General features: G+C 72.8%; 23 protein-coding genes. 8 read left to right on the top strand and 15 right to left on the bottom strand.

Annotated elements, in window-relative coordinates; genetic code table 11:
• Nucleotides 1–41 precede the first annotated feature (41 nt).
• Nucleotides 42–725 (bottom strand): potassium channel family protein, encoded by a 684-nt coding sequence (locus ACH4TG_RS35470; protein WP_398246778.1) that lies wholly within the window; start codon nt 723–725, stop codon nt 42–44.
• Entirely contained in the window at nt 722–1,390 is a 669-nt protein-coding gene (locus ACH4TG_RS35465) for a potassium channel family protein (RefSeq protein WP_398246777.1), read from the bottom strand. Before ACH4TG_RS35465 ends, ACH4TG_RS35470 begins: the two co-directional genes overlap by 4 nt.
• 201 nt (nt 1,391–1,591) lie before the next feature.
• On the opposite strand from ACH4TG_RS35465, the gene ACH4TG_RS35460 reads away from it, so the two are divergent.
• Complete coding sequence (locus tag ACH4TG_RS35460) at nt 1,592–3,658, top strand: APC family permease (RefSeq protein ID WP_398246776.1); 2,067 nt, start codon at nt 1,592–1,594, stop codon at nt 3,656–3,658.
• Between the two features lie 188 nt (nt 3,659–3,846).
• Nucleotides 3,847–5,166 (top strand): class I SAM-dependent RNA methyltransferase, encoded by a 1,320-nt coding sequence (locus ACH4TG_RS35455; protein WP_398246775.1) that lies wholly within the window; start codon nt 3,847–3,849, stop codon nt 5,164–5,166.
• A 42-nt stretch (nt 5,167–5,208) separates the two neighbouring features.
• On the opposite strand, the gene ACH4TG_RS35450 is transcribed toward ACH4TG_RS35455, so the two are convergent.
• Together ACH4TG_RS35450 and ACH4TG_RS35445 are read right to left on the bottom strand one after the other, a co-directional pair.
• On the bottom strand, nt 5,209–5,919 hold the full coding sequence (locus ACH4TG_RS35450; RefSeq protein ID WP_398246774.1) for a DUF4232 domain-containing protein: 711 nt from the start codon (nt 5,917–5,919) through the stop codon (nt 5,209–5,211).
• 213 nt (nt 5,920–6,132) lie between these two features.
• Nucleotides 6,133–6,258 carry a hypothetical protein gene (locus tag ACH4TG_RS35445; RefSeq protein WP_398246773.1) on the bottom strand — a complete coding sequence of 42 codons (126 nt, stop codon included), beginning with the start codon at nt 6,256–6,258 and terminating at the stop codon, nt 6,133–6,135.
• An 88-nt stretch (nt 6,259–6,346) separates the two neighbouring features.
• Here ACH4TG_RS35445 and ACH4TG_RS35440 point away from each other — a divergent pair, with 88 nt between their 5' ends.
• Nucleotides 6,347–6,601 (top strand): hypothetical protein, encoded by a 255-nt coding sequence (locus ACH4TG_RS35440; protein WP_398246772.1) that lies wholly within the window; start codon nt 6,347–6,349, stop codon nt 6,599–6,601.
• A 98-nt stretch (nt 6,602–6,699) separates the two neighbouring features.
• Here ACH4TG_RS35440 and ACH4TG_RS35435 read toward each other — a convergent pair whose 3' ends face one another.
• The 3 genes from ACH4TG_RS35435 to abc-f form a co-directional block, all read right to left on the bottom strand.
• Nucleotides 6,700–7,263 carry a CGNR zinc finger domain-containing protein gene (locus tag ACH4TG_RS35435; RefSeq protein WP_398246771.1) on the bottom strand — a complete coding sequence of 188 codons (564 nt, stop codon included), beginning with the start codon at nt 7,261–7,263 and terminating at the stop codon, nt 6,700–6,702.
• 191 nt (nt 7,264–7,454) lie between these two features.
• Nucleotides 7,455–9,119, bottom strand: a complete 1,665-nt coding sequence (locus tag ACH4TG_RS35430; protein WP_398246770.1) for an ABC-F family ATP-binding cassette domain-containing protein — start codon at nt 9,117–9,119, stop codon at nt 7,455–7,457.
• A gap of 76 nt (nt 9,120–9,195) precedes the next feature.
• Nucleotides 9,196–10,830, bottom strand: a complete 1,635-nt coding sequence (gene abc-f / locus ACH4TG_RS35425; protein ID WP_398246769.1) for a ribosomal protection-like ABC-F family protein — start codon at nt 10,828–10,830, stop codon at nt 9,196–9,198.
• Between the two features lie 603 nt (nt 10,831–11,433).
• Here abc-f and ACH4TG_RS35420 point away from each other — a divergent pair.
• Nucleotides 11,434–13,053, top strand: a complete 1,620-nt coding sequence (locus tag ACH4TG_RS35420) for a DUF6351 family protein (RefSeq protein ID WP_398246768.1) — start codon at nt 11,434–11,436, stop codon at nt 13,051–13,053.
• A gap of 219 nt (nt 13,054–13,272) precedes the next feature.
• Nucleotides 13,273–13,467: a hypothetical protein gene (locus tag ACH4TG_RS35415; RefSeq protein ID WP_398246767.1), complete on the top strand. Its 195-nt coding sequence runs from the start codon at nt 13,273–13,275 to the stop codon at nt 13,465–13,467.
• A 203-nt stretch (nt 13,468–13,670) separates the two neighbouring features.
• Here the strand turns inward: ACH4TG_RS35415 and ACH4TG_RS35410 are convergent, their stop codons facing one another.
• The 4 genes from ACH4TG_RS35410 to ACH4TG_RS35395 all read right to left on the bottom strand — a co-directional run bounded on the left by ACH4TG_RS35410 (nt 13,671) and on the right by ACH4TG_RS35395 (nt 17,410).
• Nucleotides 13,671–14,099, bottom strand: a complete 429-nt coding sequence (locus ACH4TG_RS35410) for a hypothetical protein (protein ID WP_398246766.1) — start codon at nt 14,097–14,099, stop codon at nt 13,671–13,673.
• Nucleotides 14,100–14,192: 93 nt separating this feature from the next.
• The gene (locus ACH4TG_RS35405; RefSeq protein ID WP_398246765.1) at nt 14,193–15,167 is read right to left on the bottom strand and encodes a magnesium transporter CorA family protein; all 975 of its coding nucleotides are present in this window, start codon (nt 15,165–15,167) and stop codon (nt 14,193–14,195) included.
• Nucleotides 15,168–15,366: 199 nt separating this feature from the next.
• On the bottom strand, nt 15,367–16,170 hold the full coding sequence (locus ACH4TG_RS35400; protein WP_398246764.1) for an SDR family oxidoreductase: 804 nt from the start codon (nt 16,168–16,170) through the stop codon (nt 15,367–15,369).
• Between the two features lie 193 nt (nt 16,171–16,363).
• Nucleotides 16,364–17,410, bottom strand: a complete 1,047-nt coding sequence (locus tag ACH4TG_RS35395) for a LacI family DNA-binding transcriptional regulator (RefSeq protein ID WP_398246763.1) — start codon at nt 17,408–17,410, stop codon at nt 16,364–16,366.
• 148 nt (nt 17,411–17,558) lie between these two features.
• On the opposite strand from ACH4TG_RS35395, the gene ACH4TG_RS35390 reads away from it, so the two are divergent.
• On the top strand, nt 17,559–18,647 hold the full coding sequence (locus ACH4TG_RS35390; RefSeq protein ID WP_398246762.1) for a Gfo/Idh/MocA family protein: 1,089 nt from the start codon (nt 17,559–17,561) through the stop codon (nt 18,645–18,647).
• 52 nt (nt 18,648–18,699) lie between these two features.
• Here the strand turns inward: ACH4TG_RS35390 and ACH4TG_RS35385 are convergent, their stop codons facing one another.
• A complete protein-coding gene (locus tag ACH4TG_RS35385; protein WP_398246761.1) occupies nt 18,700–19,308 on the bottom strand; it encodes a TetR/AcrR family transcriptional regulator in 609 nt (202 codons plus the stop codon).
• Nucleotides 19,309–19,484: 176 nt separating this feature from the next.
• Here ACH4TG_RS35385 and ACH4TG_RS35380 point away from each other — a divergent pair, with 176 nt between their 5' ends.
• Nucleotides 19,485–20,204: an SDR family oxidoreductase gene (locus ACH4TG_RS35380; RefSeq protein WP_398246760.1), complete on the top strand. Its 720-nt coding sequence runs from the start codon at nt 19,485–19,487 to the stop codon at nt 20,202–20,204.
• 81 nt (nt 20,205–20,285) lie between these two features.
• Here the strand turns inward: ACH4TG_RS35380 and ACH4TG_RS35375 are convergent, their stop codons facing one another.
• The 3 genes from ACH4TG_RS35375 to ACH4TG_RS35365 all read right to left on the bottom strand — a co-directional run bounded on the left by ACH4TG_RS35375 (nt 20,286) and on the right by ACH4TG_RS35365 (nt 23,954).
• The gene (locus ACH4TG_RS35375; RefSeq protein ID WP_398246815.1) at nt 20,286–21,035 is read right to left on the bottom strand and encodes a copper homeostasis protein CutC; all 750 of its coding nucleotides are present in this window, start codon (nt 21,033–21,035) and stop codon (nt 20,286–20,288) included.
• Between the two features lie 89 nt (nt 21,036–21,124).
• Nucleotides 21,125–22,648 carry a M81 family metallopeptidase gene (locus tag ACH4TG_RS35370; protein WP_398246759.1) on the bottom strand — a complete coding sequence of 508 codons (1,524 nt, stop codon included), beginning with the start codon at nt 22,646–22,648 and terminating at the stop codon, nt 21,125–21,127.
• A gap of 52 nt (nt 22,649–22,700) precedes the next feature.
• Nucleotides 22,701–23,954 (bottom strand): ROK family protein, encoded by a 1,254-nt coding sequence (locus ACH4TG_RS35365; RefSeq protein WP_398246758.1) that lies wholly within the window; start codon nt 23,952–23,954, stop codon nt 22,701–22,703.
• 308 nt (nt 23,955–24,262) lie between these two features.
• Here ACH4TG_RS35365 and ACH4TG_RS35360 point away from each other — a divergent pair, with 308 nt between their 5' ends.
• A complete protein-coding gene (locus tag ACH4TG_RS35360; protein ID WP_398246757.1) occupies nt 24,263–26,074 on the top strand; it encodes a peptide ABC transporter substrate-binding protein in 1,812 nt (603 codons plus the stop codon).
• Nucleotides 26,075–26,086: the final 12 nt, after the last annotated feature.

The following is a 26,086-nucleotide window of genomic DNA, read 5'->3' as shown; positions in this document are numbered from 1 at the left end:
CAGGCGGCACGACCGGCGCCGCGCGGCGCCGGTCGCTCCCGTCACTCCTTGGCGGCCGCCGGGCCCTCCTGGACCGACAGCAGGTCCTCCAGCTGCTCCTCGCGGTGCGGCGCGGCCACGAACAGCAGCTCGTCACCGGCCTCCAGCGCGTCGTCCTTCGACGGCGTGAGCACCCGGTTGCCGCGGATGATCGTCACCAGCGAGGTGTCCGTCGGCCACTCGACGTCGCCGACCCGGGTGCCGACCAGCACGGCCTCCTCCGGCAGCGTCAGCTCCACCAGGTTCGCGTCGCCCTGGCTGAAGCGCAGCAGCCGCACGAGGTCGCCGACGCTCACCGCCTCCTCCACCAGCGCGGACATCAGGCGCGGCGTGGACACGGCGACGTCCACGCCCCACGACTCGTTGAACAGCCACTCGTTCTTCGGGTTGTTCACCCGGGCGACGACCCGCGGCACGCCGTACTCGGTCTTGGCGAGCAGCGACACCACCAGGTTGACCTTGTCGTCGCCGGTCGCGGCGATCACCACGTTGCAGCGCTGCAGCGCCGCCTCGTCGAGCGAGGTGATCTCGCAGGCGTCGGCCAGCAGCCACTCCGCCTGCGGCACCCGCTCCACCGAGATCGACGTGGGGTTCTTGTCGACCAGCAGCACCTCGTGGCCGTTCTCCAGCAGCTCGCCCGCGATCGAGCGGCCGACCGCGCCGGCTCCGGCGATGGCGACCCTCATGAGTGCGCCCCCTCGGGTCCCTTGGCGAAGGCCGCCTCGACCTCTTCGATGCCGTCGGTGCGCATCATGGCGTGCACCAGGTCGCCCTCCTGAAGGACGGTCTGGGAGGTCGGCAGCATCGCCTCGCCGAGCCGGGTGAGAAACGCCACACGCACCCCGGTCTCCTCCTGGAGCCTGCTGACCTTGTGGCCGATCCACGCCGGCGGGGTGTGGACCTCGGCGAGCTGCACGCCGCCGCTGGGATCGCGCCACAGCGGCTCGGCGCCCGACGGCAGCAGCCGGCGCAGCATCTGGTCCGCGGTCCAGCGCACCGTGGCCACCGTGGGGATCCCCAGCCGCTGGTAGACCTCGGCCCGCCGGGGGTCGTAGATCCGGGCGGCCACGTTCTCGATGCCGAACATCTCCCGGGCCACGCGGGCCGCGATGATGTTGGAGTTGTCGCCGCTGCTGACGGCCGCGAAAGCGCCCGCCTCCTCGATACCGGCCTCACGCAGCGTGTCCTGGTCGAACCCGACTCCGGTCACCCGGCGCCCGCCGAACCCGGGGCCCAGACGCCGGAACGCCGTCGGGTCCTGGTCGATCACCGCAACCGTATGACCTTGCTGTTCGAGGGAGTAGGCGAGGGTGGAACCCACCCGCCCGCATCCCATAATCACGACGTGCACGACCGTCCTTCCGTGGCGATCACTGCCGACTGCTGTGCCGACTGTTCAGGCTGTGCCGCTCAAGCGTCTCAGACCGCGCCCAAAGCTACACACGCGTGGTGCCGGCCTAAAGGTTGCGTCATGAGCGGCTCACAAGTTCGCCACACTCCCTTAGTGCACAGGGGGGACGCGCCCGTCTTGACGATCCCTTAACATCGCGGGGTGTCCAAACTGACCGACCTGCCGAAACGGGTCCTCATCGGCCGGGCGCTGCGCAGCGACAGGCTGGGCGAGACGCTGCTGCCCAAGCGGCTGGCGCTCCCGGTGTTCGCGTCCGACTCGCTTTCGTCGGTGGCGTACGCGCCCGGTGAGGTGCTGCTCGTCCTGTCGATCGCCGGCGGGGCGGCCTACCACTACAGCCCGTGGATCGTCGTCGCGGTCGCCGTGGTGATGTTCACCGTCGTCGCGTCCTACCGGCAGAACGTGCACGCCTACCCCTCCGGCGGCGGCGACTACGAGGTCGCCACCACCAACCTGGGCGCCAGGGCGGGCCTGACCGTCGCCAGCGCGCTGATGGTGGACTACGTCCTCACCGTCGCGGTGTCGATCACCTCGGGCATCGAGAACCTCGGGTCGGCGGTGCCGTTCTTCGTCACGCACAAGGTGATCGGCGCGGTCGGCGTGATCATCGTGCTGATGCTGATGAACCTGCGCGGGGTGCGCGAGTCCGGCACGATCTTCGCCATCCCCACCTACGCGTTCGTCGCCGGCGTCTTCTGCATGATCGGCTGGGGCGTGCTGAAGATCGCCACCGGGCACGGCATGCACGCGCCCACGGCGAACCTCACCATCCACGCCGAGTCCTCCGGCCTCGGCGGCTTCGCCCTGGTCTTCCTGCTACTCCGTGCCTTCTCCTCGGGGTGTGCCGCGCTCACCGGCGTCGAGGCCATCAGCAACGGCGTCCCGGCCTTCCGCAAGCCCAAGTCGAAGAACGCCGCGACCACCCTCGCCCTGATCGGCCTGCTCGCGGTCACCATGCTGCTCGGCATCATCGCGCTCGCGGTGAACACCAAGGTCAAGATGGCCGAGAACCCCGCCACCGACCTTCTCAACCACGGCAAGCCGGTCGGCTCCGGCTTCACCCAGAACCCGGTCATCGCCCAGGTCGCCGAGGCGGTCTTCGGCCACAACTCGGTGCCGTTCATCTTCCTGGCCACCGCGACCGCCCTGGTGCTCTTCCTGGCCGCCAACACCGCGTACAACGGCTTCCCGGTGCTCGGCTCGATCCTCGCGCAGGACCGCTACCTGCCGCGCCAGCTGCACACCCGCGGCGACCGGCTGGCCTTCTCCAACGGCATCGTGCTGCTCGCCGGGTTCGCGATCGTACTGGTGATCATCTACGGCGCGGACTCCACCCGGCTGATCCAGCTCTACATCGTCGGCGTGTTCGTCTCCTTCACGCTCAGCCAGACCGGCATGGTCCGGCACTGGAACCGCCACCTGCGCACCGAGACCGACCCGGCCAAGCGCCGCCACATGATCCGCTCGCGGGCGATCAACACCTTCGGCGCGTTCCTCACCGGCCTGGTCCTGGTGATCGTGCTGCTCACCAAGTTCACCCACGGCGCCTGGGTCGCGGTGCTCGGCATGGTGGTCTTCTACGGCACCATGACGGCCATCCGCCGCCACTACACCCGGGTCTCCGAGGAGATCGCCGCCGCCGACGCCCCCGGCGAGGACTACGTGCTCCCGTCGCGGGTGCACTCCCTGGTGCTGGTCTCCAAGCTGCACAAGCCAACCCTGCGGGCGCTGTCCTACGCCAAGCTGATGCGCTCCGACACCCTGGAGGCGCTCAGCGTCAACGTCGACCCGCAGGAGACCAGGGCGCTGCAGGACGAGTGGCAGACCCACGGCGTCGACGTCCCGCTGAAGATCCTCGACTCGCCCTACCGCGAGGTCACCCGGCCCGTCATCGACTACGTCAAGGGCCTGCGCCGCGACAGCCCGCGCGACGTCGTCAGCGTCTACATCCCGGAGTACGTGGTCGGCCACTGGTACGAGCACCTGCTCCACAACCAGAGCGCGCTGCGGCTCAAGGGCCGGCTGCTGTTCACCCCGGGCGTCATGGTGACCTCGGTGCCGTGGCAGCTGGAGTCCTCGGAGGCGGCCAAGCTGAGGGCCCGCCGCCGGGCCGACTGGAGCGCGCCCGGTGCCATCCGCCGCGGGCCGGTGGGGCCGCCGCGGCCCGCCGACCGGGAGCAGCCGGCGCGATCGCGGCCGGGCGAGTAGCCCTGGCCGCGGGGGGGAGGTCGCGTCGTGAGGCGCTGAGCGGTGCCCCGGGGCCGGGGCGGCGGCGGGGCGTGGCGGGGCCACGTAGACTGGTCGGTCGGCGCCGGACGAGGCGCGGGCGCGTCCCGCCCGACTCGCGTCCCCGACCTGTCCCGTCCCCTCCCGTTGCAGCCAGGAGCAGCTCCGCCATGCAGACCGAACCCGCCCGCTCCCTCGTCGGCCGCGAGTACGAGGTCGAGGTGGGGCCGGTCGCCCACGGCGGCCACTGCGTCGCGCGCACCGAGAGCGGCCAGGTGCTGTTCGTCCGGCACACGCTGCCCGGCGAGCGGGTCGTCGCCCGGGTCACCGAGGGCGAGGAGGGCGCGCGGTTCCTGCGCGCCGACGCCGTCCGCGTGCTGACGGCCGCCAAGGACCGCGTCGAGGCGCCGTGCCCGTACGCGGGTCCGGGCCGGTGCGGCGGCTGCGACTGGCAGCACGCCGCCCCCGGAGCCCAGCGCCGGCTGAAGGCCGCGGTGGTCGCCGAGCAGCTCTCCCGGCTCGCCGGGCTCACCCCGCAGGACGCCGGCTGGGACGGCACGGTGGCGCCGGCGCCCGGCGACAAGGTCGCCAAGGGCGAGGTGCCCGCGTGGCGGACCCGCGTGCAGTACGCGATCGACGCGGAGGGCCGCGCCGGGCTGCGGCGGCACCGCTCCCACGAGGTCGAGGTGATCGACCACTGCATGATCGCCGCGCCCGAGGTGAGCGAACTGGGCGTCGAGGCGCGCCGCTGGCCGCAGATGGCCACGGTGGAGGCGATCGCCGCCACCGGCTCCCACGACCGCCAGGTGATCCTCACGCCCCGGCCCGGCGGGCGGCTGCCGATCGTCGAGCTCGACCGGCCGGTGTCCGTGCAGCGGGTGGGGGAGCGGGACAAGGCCGTGCACCGCGTGCACGGGCGTCCCTTCGTCCGGGAGCGCGCGGCCGGACGCACCTGGCGGGTCGGCGACGGCGGCTTCTGGCAGGTCCACCCGAAGGCCGCGGACCTGCTCGTCGAGGCCGTGATGCAGGGGCTGATGCCGCGCAAGGGCGACATGGCCCTGGATCTGTACTGCGGCGTCGGGCTGTTCGCCGGGGCGCTGGCCGAACGGGTCGGCGAGCGGGGCGCGGTGCTCGGCATCGAGTCGTCCCGGCGTGCGGTGGAGGACGCCCGGCACAACCTCCAGGACCTGGACCGGGTCCGGATCGAGCAGGGCAAGGTCGAGCAGGTGCTGCCGCGCACCGGTATCGCCGAGGCCGACCTGATCGTCCTCGACCCGCCCCGCGCGGGCGCCGGCCATCCCACGGTCCGCCACCTCGCCGGCCTCGGCGCCCGCCGCATCGCCTACGTCGCCTGCGACCCCGCCGCCCTCGCCCGGGACCTGGCCTGGTTCGCCGAGGAGGGCTACCGCCCCGTCACCCTCCGCGCCTTCGACCTCTTCCCGATGACCCACCACGTGGAGTGCGTCGCCATTCTGGCCCCGGCCAAGTAGCCCACCGGGGCCGCGGGTTCCCGTGGCGCCGCAGGGGATCGGTTACTCGTCGCCGACGGGGCCGACGTAGGTGCCGGGGTGGGTGGCGCCGTCCTGGAGGAGGACGGGCTGGAACTCCCAGGCGACCTTGGCGGACGTGGTCTCGTTGGGCGGGGTGATGACGATGGTCTTCACGTCCAGCTTGCGGCCGTCGCCCGCGGCGTAGGGCAGGTACGTGATGGTGAAGGTGGTCCTGCCGCCCGGGCGGAGGGTCACGAGGTGCGGGGTGACGGACGTCTGGCGGCTCAGCGACCACGTCTGCCCGGCTCCGGTCAGGTCGATGCCCGGGTAACCCTTCATCGTGCACGTGCGGGAGCCGTGGTTGGTCATCGTGATGATGACCGGTCCGGCCGAGCCGACGGACTGCGCCCCGCTTCCGGGCGCGATCGCGAAGGAGAGGCCGGCGGTGTGGCAGCGCTCGCTCGCGGTCGATCCGCCGGACCCCTTGCCGGCGTCCGGGGCCTGCGAAGAGCCGCCGGACGAGCCCGACTTGGCGGGGTCCGCCGTGCTCGCCGGATCGGCCGAGCCGCCGTCGTCGGCCGGCGAAGCCGAGGAGGTGTCCGTGGTGCCCGGGGTCGCGGTCGCGGAGGGGCTCTTCGACGCGCCGTCGGTGGCCGAGGCACTGTCCTTGCCCGATCCGCCGCCGCAGGCGGTGAGGACCATGCCGGCGCTCAGCACGGCAACGGCAAGAGAGACGATCTGCGGACGACGCATGGGAAACCTCACGTGGGGAATGGCCGGATATCCAGGGCCTGTTGGGCCCCTTCGGTGTTCACTCTGCCCGAGGCGGACCCGCTGGCGGCCGCCTGTGGGACGGCCATTACGGCGCTGTTGATCGTCTGTGACATGGCCACATTTCCGCGGCTTCCCGGAACTCCTGGGGAATCTGATGCGCCGCCGGTGCGGTCGGGGTCCGCGGACCGCGGTTCAGCGCGCCTTCTCGTCCTGGTGCCCGCCGGCCTCCGGGGCCGTGACGCCCAGGCGCCGGGCGACGGGGACCGCCGCCAGGACGGGTGCATCACCGGCTTGACCAGTGATGAGAACGGCTGCCATGATGGCGTCACCGCTTCAACTGGTGACGACAGAGGTGCACTGGGGGAGGCGGTCCAGGAGGCCCGATCCCGGAGAGGGAGCACCCGTCATGGCTGCCAGTCACACCGCCGTCGCCGGCTTCGGCCGGGGGGACGGGAAGGGCGCTCGTGCCCGCGTCGCGGGCCGGCTGCGGGAGGCCGGGCCCGCCGGGCTCGACGAGCCGGGCGGAGCCGGGCGCGCGAACCCGCGGGCGGTGCTCGACGGCGAGGACCCGGCATGGCCCGCCGCGGCGCAGGTGTGGAACTGGGCGGAGGGCGCGGTGCTGTCCGGGTACGGCCCGCAGGCGTCGAGCTTCCTCGGGTGAGCGTGCGTGCGGGCGCGAGCCCGTGAACCTGCAAGCCCGCGAAACCGTGAACCCGGGCCTGTAGCCCAGGGGTTGGGGGTCTTTGAGAGAGCCTGGGGTCAGTGCCCGGCGGCGGCGGGCGCGGACTTCTTGCGCGCGCGGTAGGCGGCCGCCTTGATCTTGTTGCCGCACGACTCCATGCCGCACCACTGCCGCCGCATGCCGCGCGAGCGGTCGATGTAGACGCGGGTGCACTCCGGGTTGCCGCACTCCTTCATGAGGGGCACGTCCGGGCCGCTGAGCAGTTCGACGGCCTGCCGGGCGACCGTGGCCAGGGCCTGCCCGGGGGTCGCCTCGGTGTGCCGCCCGGTGAGGGTGAGCTGGGGCGTCGCGGGCGGCTTGCGCGCGGCGCCGTTGACGACGGCGAGTGCCTCGCGGTCGAAGCCCTCGCCGAGGCGCCGGTCGGTGACGAGCCGGTAGATGGCCTCGCGGACCGTGGTCGCCTCCCGGATGTCCTCTTCCGTCCCGGGCGTGATGGTGTCCACAAGCCCGGACTCCACGTACCAGGCGTTGAGCCGCTCCGGCGACACGAACATCTCGAACCGGGCCGAGCGCCGGGCGCGCAGGGTGGCCGCGAAGTCGAGAGCCGGGTTGCCGCATACGAAGACATGCTGAAGATTCACATCACCATTTTGATAGGTGACTGGTGCCCAGTGCAAGGCCCGTCACCGCTTCGGGTGGTGCTTCCCCGTGCTTCCCTGGGCTTCCCAGGTTTCCCGGGCTTCCCGGGCTTCCCCGGGCACGCGGGGCGCGGGCCTGCTCCGCCACGGTACGGCAACGGGCGCGGCGGATGCGGCGGACGCAGCGGATGGGGTCAGATCCGGGCCTCGGCCGCCCTCCCGTCGTCGGACCGCCCTCGCCCGGGCTCCAGCCGGAGCTCGCGCCCCTGCCACCGGCGGCGCAGCCAGCGGTCGTGGGTGGCGACGACGATCGCCCCGGGGCCCGGGCCGAGGGCGGCCTCCAGCTCGTCGCACAGCGTGGGGGAGAGATGGTTGGTCGGTTCGTCGAGCAGCAGCAGGTGCGGCGGGCGGGCCACCAGCAGGGCCAGTGCGAGCCGTCGCCGCTGCCCCACGGACAGCTGCCCGACCGCCTTGTCCAGATCCGCCTCGTGCAGCAGGCCGAGTGACGCCAGCGGCACCTTCTCGGCGCGTTCCGGGCCGAGCGACCGCTCGTAGGAGTCCCGGACCGTGCGGTCGGGCCGGTCGACGACGGTGTCCTGGGCGAGCAGCCCGACCGTCAGACCGGGCTGCTTGCGGACCTCGCCGCCGGCCGCCAGACGCCCGGCGAGCACGGCGAGCAGCGTCGACTTGCCGGCGCCGTTGCCTCCCGTGACCAGCAGCCGGTCGCCGGCCGGCAGCTCCAGGCCGTCCAGCGCCAGCCGGCCCGGCACCCGCACGTCCCGCAGGGACACCAGAGGGCGCGGGCACTCCTCCACATGTGCGGCCAACTCGGCGGCAGCGAAGCGCAGTTCCCGCGGCGGCTCGGCGACCTGGGCGCGCTCCAGCTCCACCAGCCGCCGGGCGGCGTTGCGCACCCGGCGGGAGACCTGCTGCTGCACCCGGCCGGCCCGGTGGCCGTAGCCCATCTTCTCGTTGTCCCGCCGCTCGCGGTCCGGGGCGACGCGGTGCGCGGTCACGTTCGCCGAGTGCCGCAGCTCGGCGAGTTCCTCCTGCTCCTCGGCGTACCGCCGCTCCCAGCGCTTCCGCGCGGCACGGCGCTCGCCGAGGTAGGCGCTGTACGTGCCGGCGTAGCGGACCGGGCCGGCCACCGCCGGGTCGAGGTCGACCAGGTCGGTGCAGACGGCGTCGAGGAACGCCCGGTCGTGGGAGGCGACGACCACCGCACCGGGCAGGCCGCGGACCTGCTCCTCCAGGTAGGCGGTGGCCGCGTCGTCGAGGTGGTTGGTCGGCTCGTCCAGCAGCAGCGCGGACGGCCGCCGGACGAGGAGCGCGGCCAGCGCGAGCCGGCTGCGCTGCCCGCCGGACAGCGAGCCGAGCGCCCGGCCGTGCTCCAGCGCGCCGAGGCCCAGGCCGTCCAGCGCCAGGGCCGCGCGGCGGTCGGCGTCCCAGGACTCCCGGTCCTGCGCCCGTTCCAGCCTGGCGCTGTAGGCGCCGAGGAGTTCCCGGTGGCCTGGGTGGCCGTCCGGGACGCGGGCGAGCTCCGTGCCCAGCCGTTCGAGCTCCGCGAGGTCCTCGCGGGCCTCGCGCAGCGCGTCGTCCAGCACCGCGGCAACGGTCGAGGCGGCGTCGAACGGCATCTCCTGGTGCAGGAAGCCCAGGTCGGCGGGGCGGGTGACGCTGCCGGCGTCGGGCCGGTCGGCGCCGGCGAGCACCCGCAGCAGGGTGGACTTGCCGGCGCCGTTCTCCCCGATCAGGCCGATGCGGTGGCCGGGGGAGGCGGTGAGGCCGACGCCGTCGAGGACGCGCCGGTCTCCCAGGACGCGGACCAGGTCGTGGGCGAGCAGGGCGGGCTGGGGCACGGGGAACCTCCGACGTGAGGGGTGGTCGGCCGGCCGGGCGCAGAGCCTCGGGCGCGGGCCACGGCACATCGGCGGCTCACACCGCGGGCGCCCCCGTCTCCTCGAGCGTCCCGCCGGCCAGCCGCAGCCACCGGTTCACGCCGATCCCGTCGAGGAACCGCTCGTCGTGGCTGACCACCAGGAAGGCGCCCTGGTAGGAGTTGAGGGCGCTCTCCAGCTGGCCCGCGCTCACCAGGTCGAGGTTGTTGGTCGGCTCGTCGAGCAGCAGCAGGTGCGGGGCCGGCTCGGCGCACAGCACGCAGGCCAGCGTGGCGCGCAGCCGTTCCCCACCGGACAGCACCCCCACCGGCAGGTGGGCCCGGGCGCCGCGGAAGAGGAAGCGGGCGAGCAGGTTCATCCGCTCGGCCTCGGGGCGCTCGGGGGCGAACGCGGCGAAGTTCTCCGCCACGGTGCGGTCCAGGTCCAGCAGGTCGAGGCGCTGCGAGAGGTAGGCGATCCGGCCGTCGTTCCGCCTGATCTCGCCGCCGTCGGGTGCGAGATCGCCGGTCACCAGGCGCAGCAGCGAGGTCTTCCCCGCGCCGTTGGGCCCGGTCAGCGCGATGCGCTCGGGGCCCCGGACGGTCAGGTCGACGCCGCCCTCGGCGAACACCGGCCGGTCGCCGTGGCGCACCTGCATCCCCGTGCCGAGGAAGAGGGTGCGCCCGGCGGGCACCTTGGTGCCGGGCAGTTCCAGGGTGATCCGCTGCTCCTCGCGCAGCGCGCGTCCCGCCTGGTCGAGCCGCGCCCTGGCATCGGTGACCCGGGCCGCGTGCGTCTGGCCGGCCCGGCCCGCGGACTCCTGCGCGCCGCGCTTCATGTTCCCGGCGAAGATGCGGGGCAGCCCGGCGTTCTTGAGGTTGCGGGCGGCGTTGCTCGCGCGGCGCTCGGCGCGTTCGCGGGCCTGCTGCATCTCCCGCTTCTCCCGCTTCAGTTCCTGTTCGGCGTTGCGGACGTTCTTCTCCGCGACCTCCTGCTCGGCCTGCACGGCCTCCTCGTACGCGGTGAAGTTGCCGCCGAACAGCCGCAGTTCGCCGCCGTCGAGTTCGGCGATCCGGTCCATGCGGTCGAGCAGCGCGCGGTCGTGGCTGACCAGCAGCAGGCAGCCGCCGAAGTCGGCCAGCACGTCGTAGAGCCGGTGCCGGGCCTCCAGGTCGAGGTTGTTGGTGGGTTCGTCGAGCAGCAGCACGTCCGGGCGCCGCAGCAGCTGTGCCGCCAGGCCGAGTTGGACGACCTGGCCGCCGCTGAGCGTGTGCAGGGTGCGGTCCAGGGCGAGATCGGCGAGGCCGAGGCGGTCGAGCTGGGCGCGGCTGCGCTCCTCGATGTCCCAGTCGTCGCCGATGGCGGTGAAGTGCTCCTCGCCCACGTCGCCGCTCTCGACGGCGTCGATGGCGCGGATCACGGCCGCGACGCCGAGCACCTCGGCGACGGTGAGGCCGCCGGTCAGCGGCAGGTCCTGCGGGAGGTAGCCGAGCGTGCCGGCCACGGTGACGGAGCCGGCGCCGGGTGCCAGTTCACCGGCGACCAGCCTGAGCAGGGTGCTCTTGCCGGAGCCGTTGGGCGCGACCAGGCCCGTACGGCCGGCGGTCAGCGAGAAGGAGAGGTCCTGGAACACCGGGGTGTCGTCGGGCCAGGAGAAGGACAGGTTCGAGCAGACGATGGCGACGTCGGACATGGAGGCGACCCCGAACGGGTTGCGGGCAGAGCGAGACCTCTGCCCTGGGCAGACGTGGGAAAAGGGGTACGACAAACCGGCCACGTCAGCGCCTGTGCGCGTCCCATGGCCGTCAGATCCGGGTCTCACCCGGAGATGTCGTCGTCACCCGCCACGTCTGCGACTCCTCGATAGACGATCTACGTCCCTGCCAGGGTAACAGCCCTCCTCCTGACGGCGGCGCGCGTCGTGCCGCGCTCGGCCGTCCCTGCCCTCCCCGGTGCGTGTTGACAGCCCGAAGATCAACGTGCCACGATCGTCACCAGTTAAGCCGGTGACGCACCGCGGCGGGGATCCACATCGCTCACACCCGTGGGCAGGTCCGGCCGGGTGCCGTCCCGTGCGGCACGCGTCGCCGTGCACCGCCACGCGCAGTGGCGGTCCGGGGCGGTCGGGCGTGGTCCGAGGAGTCCGCGGACGGCGTGCCGGGGGGATCGGGAGTCACCAGGCGGCCGGGCGCCGCGGCGCGCTCGGCAGCGCGCCGCGACCCGGGCGACCCGCTTCGCATCGTGCTGTTCACGCGTGCCGCCGCCAACGGGCGCACGCATATGTCCTGGAGGGGAAATGATGAAACGCGTTCTGACCATGCTCGCGGCCGGTGTGCCGCTGGCCGCCGCGGCGGTCTGCGTCCCGACCGCATGGGCCGACCCCCGCAGCGGCCCGGCCGCGGCCCCGTTCAGCTGCGCCGCGCCGTCGGTGCAGGCCCCGGCCGGCACCGCGGTCGAGTCCGTGACGGCGGTGAGCCGGGAGGGCGGCACCATCGACGGGACCGGGACGCTCGGCGGCACGGTCACCGGTGTCCCGGCCTTCTGCGAGGTGACGGTCACCCTCACCCACCCCGGTGACGGCGACCACGCCCAGATGCGGACCTGGCTGCCCGTCACCGGCTGGAACGGACGCTTCCAGGCGCTCGGCGGCAGCGCCTTCCAGGCCGGCGACAACGGTGTCGGCCTCGGTACCGCCGTGAAGAGCGGCTACGCCGTGACCACCACCGACGCCGGCGTCGGTGACGCCATCGACACCAGCTGGGCGCTGGACGGCGCGGGGAAGGTCGACTCCGCGCTGCTGGAGAACTTCGCGTCGCGTTCCCAGCACGAAGCGGCCGTCGTCGGCAAGGAGGTCGTGGACGCGGTCTACGGCAAGCGCCCCTCGTACTCCTACTTCACCGGCTGCTCCACCGGCGGGCGGCAGGGCTACATGGAGGCCCAGCGCTACCCGGGCGACTACGACGGGATCCTCGCCGACGCGCCCGCCGTCAACTGGGACGAGTTCGAAGTCGCCACCCTGTGGCCGCAGGTGGTCATGAACAACGAGAAGACCTACCCGACCGACTGCGAGTTCACCGCCTTCACCAACGCGGCCGTCCGCGCCTGCGACCCCCTCGACGGCGTCAAGGACGGCCTCGTCAACGACCCGGAGCGGTGCACGTTCGACCCCCGCAGCCTGATCGGCACCACCGTGGAGTGCCGGGGCAGGCAGCTGACCATCACCGCCGCCGACGCGGCCGTGGTGCGCAAGATATGGGACGGCCCGCGCACCCCGTCCGGGCAGAAGCTGTGGTCCGGCGTCCCGATCGGCGCCGACCTGCAGGGGCTGGCGAACACCAAGCCCGGCACCGACGGGAATCCGGTCGGCGACCCCTTCGTGGTGCCCGCCCGCTGGGTCGCGACCTGGCTGGAGAAGGACCCGTCCTTCGACGTGTCGACCGTCACCTACAGCCAGTTCACCCGGTTGTTCCGGCAGTCGGAGGCCGAGTACGACGCGGTCATCGGGACCGACGCCCCCGACCTGTCGGCCTTCCGCGCCTCCGGCGGCAAGCTCCTGAGCTGGCACGGCCAGGCCGACCAGTTCATCCCCGCCCAGGGCACCGTCGCCTACCGCAAGCAGGTCGAGGCGGCGATGGGCGGTGCCAAGCGCGTCGACGACTTCTACCGGCTCTTCCTCGCCCCGGGTACCAGCCACTGCGGCCTCAACGGCATCGGCTCGGCCGACGGACTCGCCGCTCTGACGGCCTGGGTCGAGCACGGCAAGGCCCCCGCGACCCTGCCCGCCACCCTGACCGGCGCCTCCGGCCAGAAGGTCACCCGCGACCTGTGCCGCTACCCGCAGGTGTCCCGCTACCAGGGCCACGGCGACCCGGCCGCCGCCGCCAGCTTCCGCTGCGCGGCCCCGTCCCAGGGCTGACCGGCCCACCCCATCGGCCGGACCTGGTCCGTGCCCGGCCCGCGCGGCGCGGTGTCTCCATGGCATCCGCCGCCCGGGCCGGGCGCGGTTCCGGTTCGGGTGAGGGGCCGGCGAACAGTTCCGTCACCGCCTTGACTGGTGACGCATGGTGGTGCAGTCTTGGATCAGTCGGGGAGACCGGTAGGACGGGACCCGCGATCCGCAAAGGGGAGAGTCGTCATGAACAAGGAACTCGCGAAGGATGCCGGCGCGGCGATACGGCATGCGCGATGGGGCCGGCTTCCCGAGCGCATCCGCTTCGAGGAGATGACCGAGGAGGTCGAGGCGGAGCCGAGCGGCGGGGTGAACGCCGCGTACGACCCCGCGGGTTCGTGGAAGTACTACTCGTGCCTGGCTCTCGACCTGGGGCTGTAGGACGAAGGATCCTGCCTGCGCGCGCCGACGACGAGACGTCGGCGCGCGCAGGCGTTCTCGCGCCTCCGGGGGCGGGGCGCAGGGGCAAGCTCCGCGGCGCCGCGCCTGCGGACGTCGTGCAACGGCACATCGCCCCCGACCGCAACGAGCGGTCGGGGGCGATGTGTTGGGTTGAAGCGCCGGCGGGGCGTCTGACCGGTGGGTCACCCGGCCTGGAGCGGTACCGCGAAGGACTTGCGCAGGGAGGCGGGGGCGGCGACCGGCAGCAGTGCCGCCAGCATCCTGCCCTTGAGGGTGCTCGGCTGCCGGGTCAGTTCGACGTCGACCCGGGTGCCGTCGCCCTCGGGTGTCATCCGGAATATCCAGCCGCCGCCCGCGCCGAACAGCTTGGAGTCCAGCGTGGTGATGGTGACCGTGTCCCCGCCGGGCTGCCACTCGTACCGCGTGCGCTCCCATGCCGCCGAGGTCCCCTCGGTCACCTCGGCCCAGGTGGCGCCGCGCCCGTGCACCTCGAAGTGCGCGGCGTCGATCGTGGGCCAGGACTCGGGGCGCGAAGGACCGAAGTCGGTCAGGACCTCCAGCACGCCCTCGGGGCTGAGCTTGGAGACGAGGTGGAAGCGGACGACTGCCATGGTGATCCCTCAACAAGAAGTAACTGGTTCAACCGGTGACGAAAGAATTCCATGCAGTTGCGTCACCTGTCAAGGTGGTTACTTTTGCCGGGGCTAGATCCAGTCGCGGAGTTTGAACGCCGCGTAGAGCACGACGGAGCAGCCGATCATCACGCCGGTCGACGTCCAGAAGCCGGCGTGGGTGCTGAAGCCGGGGTAGGGGACGTTCTGGCCGTAGAAGCCGGTGACGGCGGTGGGGACGGCGATGATCGCCGCCCAGCTGGTGACCTTCTTCATGATCAGGTTCATGCGGTTGCCCTGGACCGTCAGGTTGGTCTCCATGACCGTGGTGATCAGGTCGCGCAGCGACTCGGTCCACTCCGTGGCGCGCAGCACGTGGTCGTAGACGTCCTGGAAGTAGGGCCGCATCGGCTCGCTGACCACGTGCAGATCGCGGCGCAGCAGCGCGTTGACGACCTCGCGCATGGGCAGGACCACCCGGCGCAGCCGCACCAGGCTCTTGCGCAGCTCGAAGGAGCGGTGCTGCACGGCCCGGATGTCGGCGGGGTTGTCCTCGAAGAGGAGGTCCTCCAACTGCTCGATCCGGTCGTCGAGGTCCTGGACGGCGGCGAAGTGGCCGTCGACCAGGTAGTCGATGAGGCCGTGCACCAGGAACCCCACGCCGAACTTGGCCAGTTCGGCGGAGTCGTCCCAGCGCTCGACGACCGGCTCCATCCGGAAGTGCTCGCCCTTGCGCACGGTGATCAGCGCGTTGGCGGTGATGAACGCGGACACCTCACTGGTCCGGACGGCGCCGGTCGCCGGCTCGATGCTCACCGCGTAGGCGCTCAGGAACAGATGGGTGCGGTAGGTGTCGAGCTTGGGACGCTGGTGTTCGTACGTCGCGTCCTCCACCGCCAGGGCGTGCAGCCCGAACTCCTCGGTGATCATGTCGAAGTCCGAGGAGGCGGGGTCGCGCACGTCCAGCCACACCGTGCAGGACGGGTCGGTGACGTACTCCGCGATGTCCTGGACGGGGAAGTTCTCGCGTTCCAGGGTGCCGTTCCGGTACAGCCGGGTACGCGTCATCCGTGGCGCACCGTCGTCACCGGAGGCCGTGCTGCCGCGGCGTTCCGCGCCCGGGTCCGTCCCACAGCGCTGGAGCGTAGCCAGGCGGGCCGGCCCGGCCGCGCGCGCCGCACCGCGGATCACCGGATCGGACGATGCGCGGGGCCGATCGCTCTGCGCACGCGGTGTCCGGCGGAGCCGTCGACGCCAGGCCGGCGGGCTAGGCGAATCCGCCGTTGCTCAGCAGGAGTTGGCCGTTGATCCACTGGCCCTGCGGTGAGCAGAGGAAGTCCACGAGGTGGGCGGTGTCCTGCGGGGTGCCGAGGCGGCCGAGCGGCGTCAGGCCGAGCGCCTGCTCGCGCACGTCGCCGGTCATCCATCCGGTGTCCACCGGGCCGGGGTTGAGGGCGTTGGCGGTGATGCCGAGGTGGGCGAGTTCGCGCGCGGCGGCCAGGGTGATGCGGTCCAGGGCGCCCTTGCTCGCGCCGTACGGGAGGTTGCCCACCGTGTGGTCGCTGGTGAGGGCGATGATGCGGCCGCTGCCCGGGGCTGCCGTGAAGCGCAGGCCGAACTCGCGGATCAGCAGCCAGGTGGCGCGCGCGTTGACGGCGAAGTGGCGGTCGAAGCTGTCGACGGTGGTGTCGAGCAGGCCGGAGGCGACCGACTCGCAGTGGCACATCACCAAGGCCGTGACGCCGCCCAGCCTCCGTTCGACCTCGTCGAAGATCCGGGCCGGGGCGTCCGGATCGCTGAGGTCCGCCTCGACGGCCGCGGTGGCGGCACCGCACCCGGCGAGGGCGTCGCTGATCGCCCCGGCCGCACCGGGTTCGCTGCCCCAGGCCATGCGCTCGTCATAGGGAGTCCAGTAGCTGAAGCCGATGTCCCAGCCCGAGGCCGCCAGCCGGCGGGCGATACCCGCGCCGATACCGACGCTGCGCCCCACCCCGGTGACCAGGGCGACGGGCCGGCCGGCGGGAGGGATCCGACCGTGGTCGGAGGAGTCTGGGTCGCGGCTCGTCGTCACGGCCGAAAGCGTGCACGATCAACGCCGGTGCGGCAACCGCCTTTCCGCCAGCGGGTGGGCGGGGGCCAAGGCCCGTGCCTCCCAGGGGCTTTGACGCGCGACGGCTATCCGTCGCCACCGCCCAGCCGTGGCCACCGGTCCGGTCGGGTGCGTGAACGGTCACAGGAGTACGCCGGACGTGAGCGGTCACGGGTCAGCGGGGGCGGGCGGGGGCGGTGGAGCCGCGGACGACGAGCTGGCTGGGCAGGACCACGGGGGCGCCGGGGCGCGTCATGCCGCGCAGGATGCCGATGAGGGTGCGGGCGGCGCGCTCGCCCTGCTCGGCGCTGAAGACCCGGACGCTGGTCAGCGGCGGGGTGAGCAGCGGCGCTGGCGGGGTGTCGTCGAATCCGGCGACCGAGACCTCGCGGGGCACGTCGATGCCGCGCTCGCGCAGCAGTTGGAGCACGCCGATGGCCATGCTGTCGTTGAAGCAGAAGTACGCCGTGGGCGGCTGCTCGCGGTCCAGCAGCCGTCCCGCCGCGGCCCGGCCGGACGCGATCGACCAGTCCCCGGTCGCCACCAGCGCCTTGTCGAGGGTCAACCCCGCGTCGGCCAGGGCCCGTTCGCAGCCTGCCATCCGGGCCCGCACCGCCAGCCCCCGGCCCTCGCCGCTGGTCACGACGGCGATCCGCCGGTGGCCGAGGGCGAGCAGGTGCTGCACGGCCACATAGGCGCCGGACTCGTCGTCGGGGTGGACCGACGGCACGTCGAGCGCCGTGTGGCCGATGACCGTCACCGGGTACCCGGCCTCGACCAGCAGTTCCACGCCCTCCTCGCCCATGCTCGCCTCGACCAGGACGCCGTCCACCGTGCGCTGGCGGATCAGCCGGCGGAACGCGGACAGCTCGGTCTCGGACTCCTTGGGGCTGGACAGCAGCGTGGAGTAGTCGTTGTCGCTCACCCCGCGGTCCACCCCGCCGACGACCTGCAGCAGGTGCGCGCTGGCGAAGCCGGCGTCCACCGAACTGGGCAGCACCAGGCCGACGATCTCGCTGCGGTTCCTGGCCAGCGAGCGGGCCGCGAGGCTCGGCCGGTAGCCGAGTTCGCGCATGGCGGCGAGCACCCGGGTCCGGGTCTCGGGAGCGACCCCCGCGGCGTCGTTGATGACGCGGGAGACGGTCTGGTACGAGACGCCGGCCCGCTGGGCGACGGTCCGCATCGTGATCGACGGGTCCTTCTGCTTCATGGCACCGGTCACGATAACGCACACCCTTCCCCGTGCACCCCGGCCTGGACGGGCGAACGAAGGAGTGATGCGGTGCTGTTGACGTGGCGCCCGGGCGCTCCCTAGGGTCGGGACCCACTGATGTGACCGTTCACGAGCCAGCGAGAGGACCGTGTCGACCATGAGCAGAATCCGGGTCGCCCTCGTGGGCACCGGGCACATCGCGGAGGCCGCGCACCTGCCGGCCTTCGCGGCCGAGGCCGCACGCACCGAGCTGGTGGCCGCGGTGGACGTCGACCGCGGGCGCGCCGAGGACTTCGCCGCCCGGCACGGCATCCCCGCCGCGTACGGCGACCTGGAGTCGATGCTCGACCGCGAGCGGCCCGACCTGGTCGTGCTGTGCTCCCCGCCGGCCGCCCACCTGGACGCGGTGCTGAGCAGCCTGGCCGCCGGGGCGTGGGTGTGGCTGGAGAAGCCGCCGGTGCTGTCGCTGGCCGAGTTCGACCGGATCGAGGAGGCCGAACGGGCCGGCGGCCCCTACGTGTCGGTGATCTTCCAGCACCGCTTCGGGTCCGCGGTCCGGCGGCTGGTCCGCCAGGTGCGCGCCGGCGACCTGGGGCAGCCGCTGGTCGCCCAGTCGGTGACGGCCTGGTACCGGCCCGACGCGTACTACGCCGTTCCGTGGCGGGGCCGGTGGGACACCGAGGGCGGCGGCACCACGCTCGGGCACGGCATCCACCAGATGGACCTGATGCTCGCGGTGCTCGGGCCGTGGGCCGAAGTGCAGGCGATGGCCGGGCGGTTGCAGCGCGACATCGAGGTCGAGGACGTGTCCACCGCGCTGGTCCGCTTCGAGAACGGGGCGCTGGCCACCGTCGTCAACTCCGCGCTGTCGCTGCGCGAGGAGAGCTACCTGCGGTTCGACTTCGCCGACGCCACCGTGGAGTTGCGCCACCTGTACGGCTACGGGGACGCGGACTGGACGTACACCCCGCCGCGGCCCGTGCCGCCGGGGGAGGCGGACGTCCCCAGCTCGCACTCCGCCCAACTCCCTTACCTGCTCGACGCGATGGAGCGCGGGGAGCGCCCGCCGCTGTCCGGGCCCGCCGGGCGGGAGTCGCTCGAACTGGTCACCGCGCTGTACCGGGCGGCCTTCACCGGCACGCCCACCCGCCGCGCCGACCTCACCCCCGCCGACCCCTTCTACCACCGCCTGCACGGCGACGTACCCGGCTGGGCGCCCGCCCCCGCCGCACCGCGAGAGAGCTGATACCCGGCCAGTACCCGACGGCCGCCCGGGATCGGGGCCCAGGGACGCAGGGTCAGCCGCGGACCGCGGCCAGGCACTCGTCGTACAGGTCCATGAGGTCGCCCCGGCCGTCGTTGCCGACCCACGTCATCGATGCGGCGTCCAGGCAGGCGAAGACCGTCGCGACCACCGCGCGGGCCCTGGGGTCCGCGGGGCCGGCCGCGGCGCCCATCCGTGCCTGGACCAGCGGCAGCAGGCCCTCCTGGAACCGCAGCCGCTTCTCGAGCCAGCCGGCGCGCAGCGAGGCGGTGTCGTGCAGCAGCCGGAACCGCTCCAGGGCCTGGGCGCGGCTTTCGTGCAGGGCCAGCACGGCGGCGACGCCCGCGCGCAGGGCCTCCCAGACGCCGGCTTCCGCGGGCTGCTCGCCGACCGTGTCCGCCAGCACCTGCCAGAACCGGTCCTGGTCGCCGCCGAGCAGGTCCTCCTTGGTGCCGAAGTAGCGGAAGAGGGTGCGCTGGGAGACGCCGGCCTCGCGGGCGATCTGGGCGATGGTCGTCTCGTCGTAGCCCTGCTCGGTGAACAGGCGCAGCGCCGTGTCGAGGATCTCCCGGGAGGCCATCTGCCGTGTCCGGTCCCACAGGGTGGCCGGTGTGCCCGTCGCCGTCTCGGCTGCCCGCTTCATGCGCCCAGGTTAGCCGAGTACTGCCAGGGTGGCACTCACCAGCAGTTTGGCAGTCACTGCCAGGTAGTCGTACGCTGTCATGCGGTGACCGTCGCGGCACCCGCACGCCGTCCGGTGGAACGGAGCCGCTCACCGATCGCCCTCCTGCCTCCGAGAAGCACGCAAAGGAACGCGTCATGCCCGCACCCGCAGCTCTGATCACCGGTGGCACCAGCGGCATCGGCAGGGCGACCGCCGAACTGCTCCACTCCCGCGGCCACCGCGTCATGGTCACCGGCGTCAGCGACCCCGCCGGCGCCGGCGCCGGACTCCCGGACGACGTCGCGGTCGTCCGGGCCGACGCGCGGTCCCTGCCGGACCTGGATCACGCGGTGGAACAGGCACGCCGCCGGTTCGGCTCCCTCGACCTGCTCTTCCTCAACGCGGGCATCTCCCGCCCCGGACCGATCGAGTCGACCGACGAAGCCGCCTTCGACGACCTGTTCGCCGTCAACGTCAAGGGCACCTTCTTCACGTTGCAGAAGGCGCTGCCGCTGCTCAACGAGGGCGCCTCGGTCGTGATCACCGTGGGCGCCGGAGAGGGGGTGGGGGCCGCCATGACCGCGGCGAAGGGCGCGCTGCTGCCCCTCGTGCGGTCCCTCGCGCTCGAACTCGCGCCCCGCCGCATCCGTGTCAACGCCGTCAGCCCGGGACTGATCGACACCCCCGCCTACGGCAGGATGGGCGTCACCCGGGACATGCTCGACGCCTGGGCCCGGGACGTCCCGCTCGGCCGCGTCGGCACCCCCGCCGACGTCGCCGAGGCCGTGGCCTTCCTCGCGTCGGACGCCGCGAGCTACGTCACCGGCGACGACCTCGTGGTCTCCGGCGGCATCGGCGTCCACGCCCGCCCCTGACGGGCCGTCCGCCCGCGGCTCCGCCGCGGACGCCGGCCCGGGGCGAACGGATCCGCCCGGGACGGGCCCGCGAGCCCGGGGTCAGGCCAGGGCGTCGACGGCGCGGCGGGCGGCGGCGACGACCTCGGGGGAGGTGACGAAGTGCCGGTCCGCGTCGGCCGCGGTGGCGGCGACGCCCATGGGCACCCAGGTGCCGGCGTGCCGTGCGGGGGCGGGGCGCTTGGCCGAGAGGTGGACGGCGCCGATGCCGGTGGCGGCCAGGGCCGCGACTTCGTCGGGGCTGACGCCGCCGCCGGCCATCACCTCGACGCCGGGCACGGCGGCCGCGATCGCCCGGAGCGTCGCCGCGCCGCCGGCGGCGCTGGGCGCGCCGCCCGAGGTGAGGATGCGGGTGACGCCCAGCGAGGCGGCCAGCACCGCCGCGGCCACGGGGTCGGCGGCCTGGTCGATCGCCCGGTGCAGGGTGATCTCGACCGGGCGGCCCGCGGCGGCCCCCGCCTCGCGCGCCGCGCCGATCAGCCGGCGCATCGCCCCGGCGTGCAGGGCGCCGTCCGCGTCGAGCACGCCGACGACGACACCCGCGGCGCCCGCGCCGACCGCGGCCCGCACCTCGGCCGTCATCAGGGCGACTTCCTCGTCGTCGTGGACGAAGTCGCCGGGACGGCAGCGGACCAGGACCTGCACGGGCAGGCCGACCGCGGCGGTGGCCGCGACGGCCGACTCCGACGGCGTGACGCCGCCGAGTTCGAGGGCGGAGCACAGTTCGACCCGGTCGGCGCCCCCGTCCCTGGCCACCCGGGCGCCGGCCGCGCCGGTCACCGCGATCTCCAGGCCGAGCGGCGTGCGGGGCGCGGCCGCGGAGTCCGCGGCCCGCGCGACCGCGTCCGCGACACCCGGCAGCCCCCCGCCGGCGCCGCCGCTCACTCGTCGTCCCCGGTCAGCGCCTCGTTCGAGGGCGCGATGAGGCGGGCGGCGAGGTTCGGGTCGGCCATGTCGGCGTCGAAGGGGAACATCGGGCGGCTGATGCGGTGGTGGCCCAGCCGCACCAGGTCCTGGTCGACGCCGCCGGGGGTCAGCGCCATCTTCCAGTCCGCGGCCATGGCGTACAGCTCGGGCTCCAGGTAGCCGATCTTGACCAGGACCACGTCCGCGTCGCGGGGGGCGAGGTCGAGGTCGGTGAAGTCGTGCTCGTGGTGGTACGGCTTGCGCAGCGCGGTGATGATGACGTGGACGCTGCCGACGCGCAGCACGACCTCGGTCTCGGCGTCCCGGTCGCCGTGGCGGACGGCGTGCACCACGCCGGTCATGGTCAGCGGGCCGGCGTGCCGGTCGTCGACCTCGGCGCCCGCGGTGACGGTGACGGTCGCCCCGACACCCGCCTCGACCGCGGTCCGCACGGCCGAGGGGCCGGGCACGGAGGCGTAGATGACGGTCGGCCCGTCCGCGGTGCGGAACTCCGGCCGGGCGAGCACCTGGGTGAGCCCCCACGTCACGTCGCCGGCGCCGCCGGCGGTGGGGTTGTCGCCGGTGTCGCTGATGAAGTACGGGCGGGCGGCGGACGCCAGCGCCTCGTCCAGGCACTCCTCGAGCGTGCCGGTGGGGGCGACGAAGGCGAAGTCCCGCCGGGCGTCCCAGAATCCGCGGGCCAGCCGCTCCGCGCCCTGGGCGACGGCGCCGGCGTCGGTACCGGTGACGACCACGGTGGCCCGGTTGCGCGGCTCGTCGGCCCAGGCGTAGCCGACCCAGATCGCGGCGTCGATCACGCCGTCCAGCGCCTCGACCTCGGCGACGGCCGCGTAGACGCTCTTCGCGGGCTCGATCCGGGTGGAGGTCTGCTCGCCGGCCAGCAGCACCGGCACCGGCACCCACGCCTTGACCGGCCGCGGCGCGCCGGAGGCCAGCAGGTCCACCAGATTGAGGGCGGCGCGCTCCTTGGTCTCCATGTGGTCCTCGTGCGGCGCCATCCGGTAGCAGGTGATGAGGTCGCTGCCGTGCACGAGGTCGCGGGAGACGTTGCCGTGCAGGTCCATGGAGGTCGACACGATGACGTCCGGGCCGACGGTCTCGCGGATCCGCCGCAGCAGCACGGCCTCCGCGTCGTCCAGGCCCTCGACGGTCATGGCGCCGTGGATGTCGTACCAGAGGCCGTCGAGCCGGGGAAGCGCGGCGAGCCGGTCGATCAGCTCGTCGGCCAGCTCGGCGAACGCCTCGGCGGTGACCATGCCGCCGGGCAGCGACTTGCCGACGAGCGCGCCGTGCCAGTCAGCGGCCTCGCGCAGCGGCGCGCCCTTGTCGAGGAACGGGTACCGGGCCAGCACCTCGTCGCCGCGCGACGGGTGGAAGGCCGGGGCCTGCGTGCGGGCGGGCGAGAACGTCGACGACTCGATGCCGAGGCCGGCGATGGCGATCACCGGACGGGCGAGGGGAGTGCGGGGTTGCGACATGGCTCCTCCAACAAGGGGGTCGGGTGGGGCGGGTGGCGGACCCGCGGATCGGTCAGGCGCCGGACGCCGCACCGCGCCGGGCGGCCGGTCCGGTGGCGGGCAGCGCCACGGCGCCGGCAGCGGGGTCGGCCGCGTCGTGCAGGGCCCGCGCCATGGCGCGCTCGAGCGCGAAGAGCCCGGCTCCGAAGAGTCCGGCGTCGGCGCCGAGGCTGGCCCGCTCGATGGTCAGATGCTCGGTGACGAGGGGGTGGCAGCTCTCGTAGAGCTGGCTGCGGACGGCGGCCACGAAGGGCTCCAGCGTCGACAGCATGCCCCCGAGGTAGACGGCGTCGGGGTTGAAGAAGTTGATGTTCGCGGCGAGGACCGTCCCCAGGTGGCTGCCGGCCTGCCGGACGGCCCGGGTGGCCAGCGGATCGCCGTCGGAGACCAGGCGGATCACGTCGCCCAGCTCCTCCACCGGCACGCCGTCGGCCCGCAGGTTGCGGACCAGCGAGGCGCCGGAGGCGACGGTCTCCAGGCAGCCGGTGTTGCCGCAGGAGCAGGGGGTGTCGCCGGCCGCGGCGATCCTGACGTGCGTGATGTCGCCGGCCGCGCCGGTGGCACCCCGGTAGAGCTTGCCGTCGGCGATGATCCCGGTGCCGATCGCGGACCCGATCTTCACCATGATCGACTGCCGGCGCTCGGCCGGCTGTACGGCGTGCTCGCCGACCGCCATGCAGTTGGCGTCGTTGTCGACGGCGGCCGGTACGCCGAACCGCTCGCCCAGCCAGCTCGCCACCGGGAAACGGTGCCAGCCGGGCATCCGGGACGGCAGGGTGACCGCGCCGGCCTGCACGTCGACCGGGCCGGGCAGCGAACACCCGACACCGCGCAGCAGGTCCCGGCCGTGGCGCTCGGCCAGCTCCTCCAGCGTCTGGGCGAGCCGCGGCAGTGCTTCCTCCGGGCCCTCGGCGATGACCAGGGGCACGGTCGTGACATCGGTCAGCTCGCCGCCGGGCAGGACGACGCCGATCCGGGCGTGCTTGCTGCCGAGGTCGGCGGCGACGGCGAACTCGTTGCGCGCGCCGATCCGCAGCACCTTGCGCGGGCGGCCACCGGTGGACGCTCTCGTGCCCTGCTCGGTGACCAGGCCCCGCTCGACCAGCTGGCCGACGGTGAGCGAGATCGTCGAGGGCGAGGCACCCAGCATCTCGGCGAGTTCGGTGCGCGTGGTCCCCTGCCCGGAGGCGATGAGTGCCAGCACGCGCTCGGCGAGTGACGCCGGGCCTTTGGCGCCGTTCCGCTGCGCAGAACTTACGTCGGGCATGGGCGGACTTACTTCCGAAAGAACGGGTGGACGGCGCTGACACTACGCCCGGCAAAGCGCGATCCGAAAGTGGCGCACACCACATTCCCGTTCGGCATCAGGCCGTAAATCCGGGCAATCCCCGTGGTTTCAGGGCGGTTTCGGATCCCGGCCGGACTTTCTGCATTCTCGCAGAAACATAGTTGTTATCGGCAGAGGTTTGTTTTTTCCGAGCCGGACACCTTTGACTGTCGGCACACACCGCGACGCCCCCCAGTGTTCACCGGGTCCCAGCGATCATCCGCGGTCGTCCATCCCGAGGAGAATCCATGTTCCCTGTCCGTACGGCGGAACGCCGCCGCTGGGTCCTTACCGCAGGAGCCGCCCTCACCGCGGGTGCCCTGCTCACGGCCTGCAACGGAGCCGGCGGCTCGGCCTCGGCCTCCCACGACTCGATCAACTACGCGCTGCCGGCGAACTTCACCCCGAACTGGATCCTCCCGATCGGGACGCCCGCGCACCTGAACACCAACAACGTGTCCATCGCGGCATCGTTGTGGGAGCCACTCATCGCGTACGACGGTTCCACCGGAACGATGGGATGGAACAAGGCCGCGTCGATAGCCTCCGCGGCCGACTTCGCCGCCGACGGCAAGAGCGTCGCCATCACCCTCGGAAAGCGGCACTGGAGCGACGGAAAGCCGATCACCTCGCGCGACGTCCAGTTCTGGTTCAACCTGATCAAGGCGAACAAGGCCCAATGGGCCGGCTACAGCGAGGGCAAGGCGCCCGACAACTGGACGTCGTTCAAGGTGACCGACGACCAGCACTTCACGATCACCTTCGACCGCGCCTACAACCCGCAGTGGATGCTGGCCAACCAGCTCAGCCTGATCACCCCGCTGCCGCAGCACCTGTGGGACAAGGAGAGCGGCTCGGCCGCCGTGTCGGACGCCGACTCCACCCCCGCCGGCGCCCAGAAGGTGTGGACGTACCTCAACACGGCCGCCAAGAGCATCGCCAAGTACGCGAGCGACCCGCTGTGGAAGACCGTCAGCGGCCCCTACACCGTCAAGTCGTTCTCGACCGCGGGCAAGGTCGTGCTCTCCGCCAACTCCACGTACGACGGCGGCGAGAAGGCGCACATCAAGACGGTGAACCTGCTGCCGTTCACCACGACCGACGCCGAGGAGAACGCGCTGCGCGCCGGCCAGGTCGACTACGGCTACATCAACTCCACCGACCTGGACCAGAAGTCGTCGTTCACCGGGCAGGGCTACACCGTCAAGCCGTGGACCGGCTGGGCGATCACCTACATGCCCTACAACTTCAACAACCCGTCCATGGGCGCGGTGTTCAAGCAGCTGTACGCCCGGCAGGCCGTGCAGGAGTCGATCGACCAGGACAGCCTGGTCAAGGTGATCTTCAACGGCACCGCGGTGCCCGGCTACGGCCCGATCCCGACTGCGCAGGCCTCCGACTTCGTCTCCCAGGTGCAGAAGTCCAACCCGTACCCGTTCTCCACCAGCAACGCCAGGGCGCTGCTCACCGGGCACGGCTGGACCGACCAGGGCGGCACCATGGTCTGCACCCAGCCCGGCACCGGAGCCGCGCAGTGCGGTGAAGGGGTGGCCAAGGGCACCAAGTTCGAGATGCAGGTGCTGTCGCAGTCCGGCTCCACCGTCACGGACAACATGATGAGCGCCATCCAGTCCCAGCTGGGCAAGAGCGGCATCAACTTCTCCATCAAGACCGCCCCGGTCAACTCCGTGCTGTCGCAGACCCCGCAGTGCACCTCGGACCAGTCCATCTGCAAGTGGCAGCTGTCCTACTTCGGCACCGCCGGCAGCTGGTACTTCCCGGCCTTCCCGACCGGTGACTCGCTCTTCCAGTCCAAGGGCGGCTCGAACTTCGGCAACTACTCCAACCCGGACGTCGACAAGCTGATCAACGACACGACCACCTCGTCGTCCACCGAGGCCGTGCAGAAGTACAGCGAGGCGCTCGCCAAGGACCTGCCGGTGGTCTGGCTGCCCGAGCCGGACTACCAGATCTCGGTGATCAAGAACGGCCTGGGCGGCTTCTCCCAGGACTCGCTCGCCAACTTCCACCCCGCCCAGTGGCAGTGGACCGGTAAGTGAGCCCGGCCCGGG

It is taken from the genome of Streptomyces sp. NPDC020917 (genome assembly GCF_044333795.1).
GTDB lineage: Bacteria > Actinomycetota > Actinomycetes > Streptomycetales > Streptomycetaceae > Actinacidiphila.
Note: the sequence above shows the minus strand (reverse complement) of the source record. Positions and strands in the feature narration are given on the sequence as shown.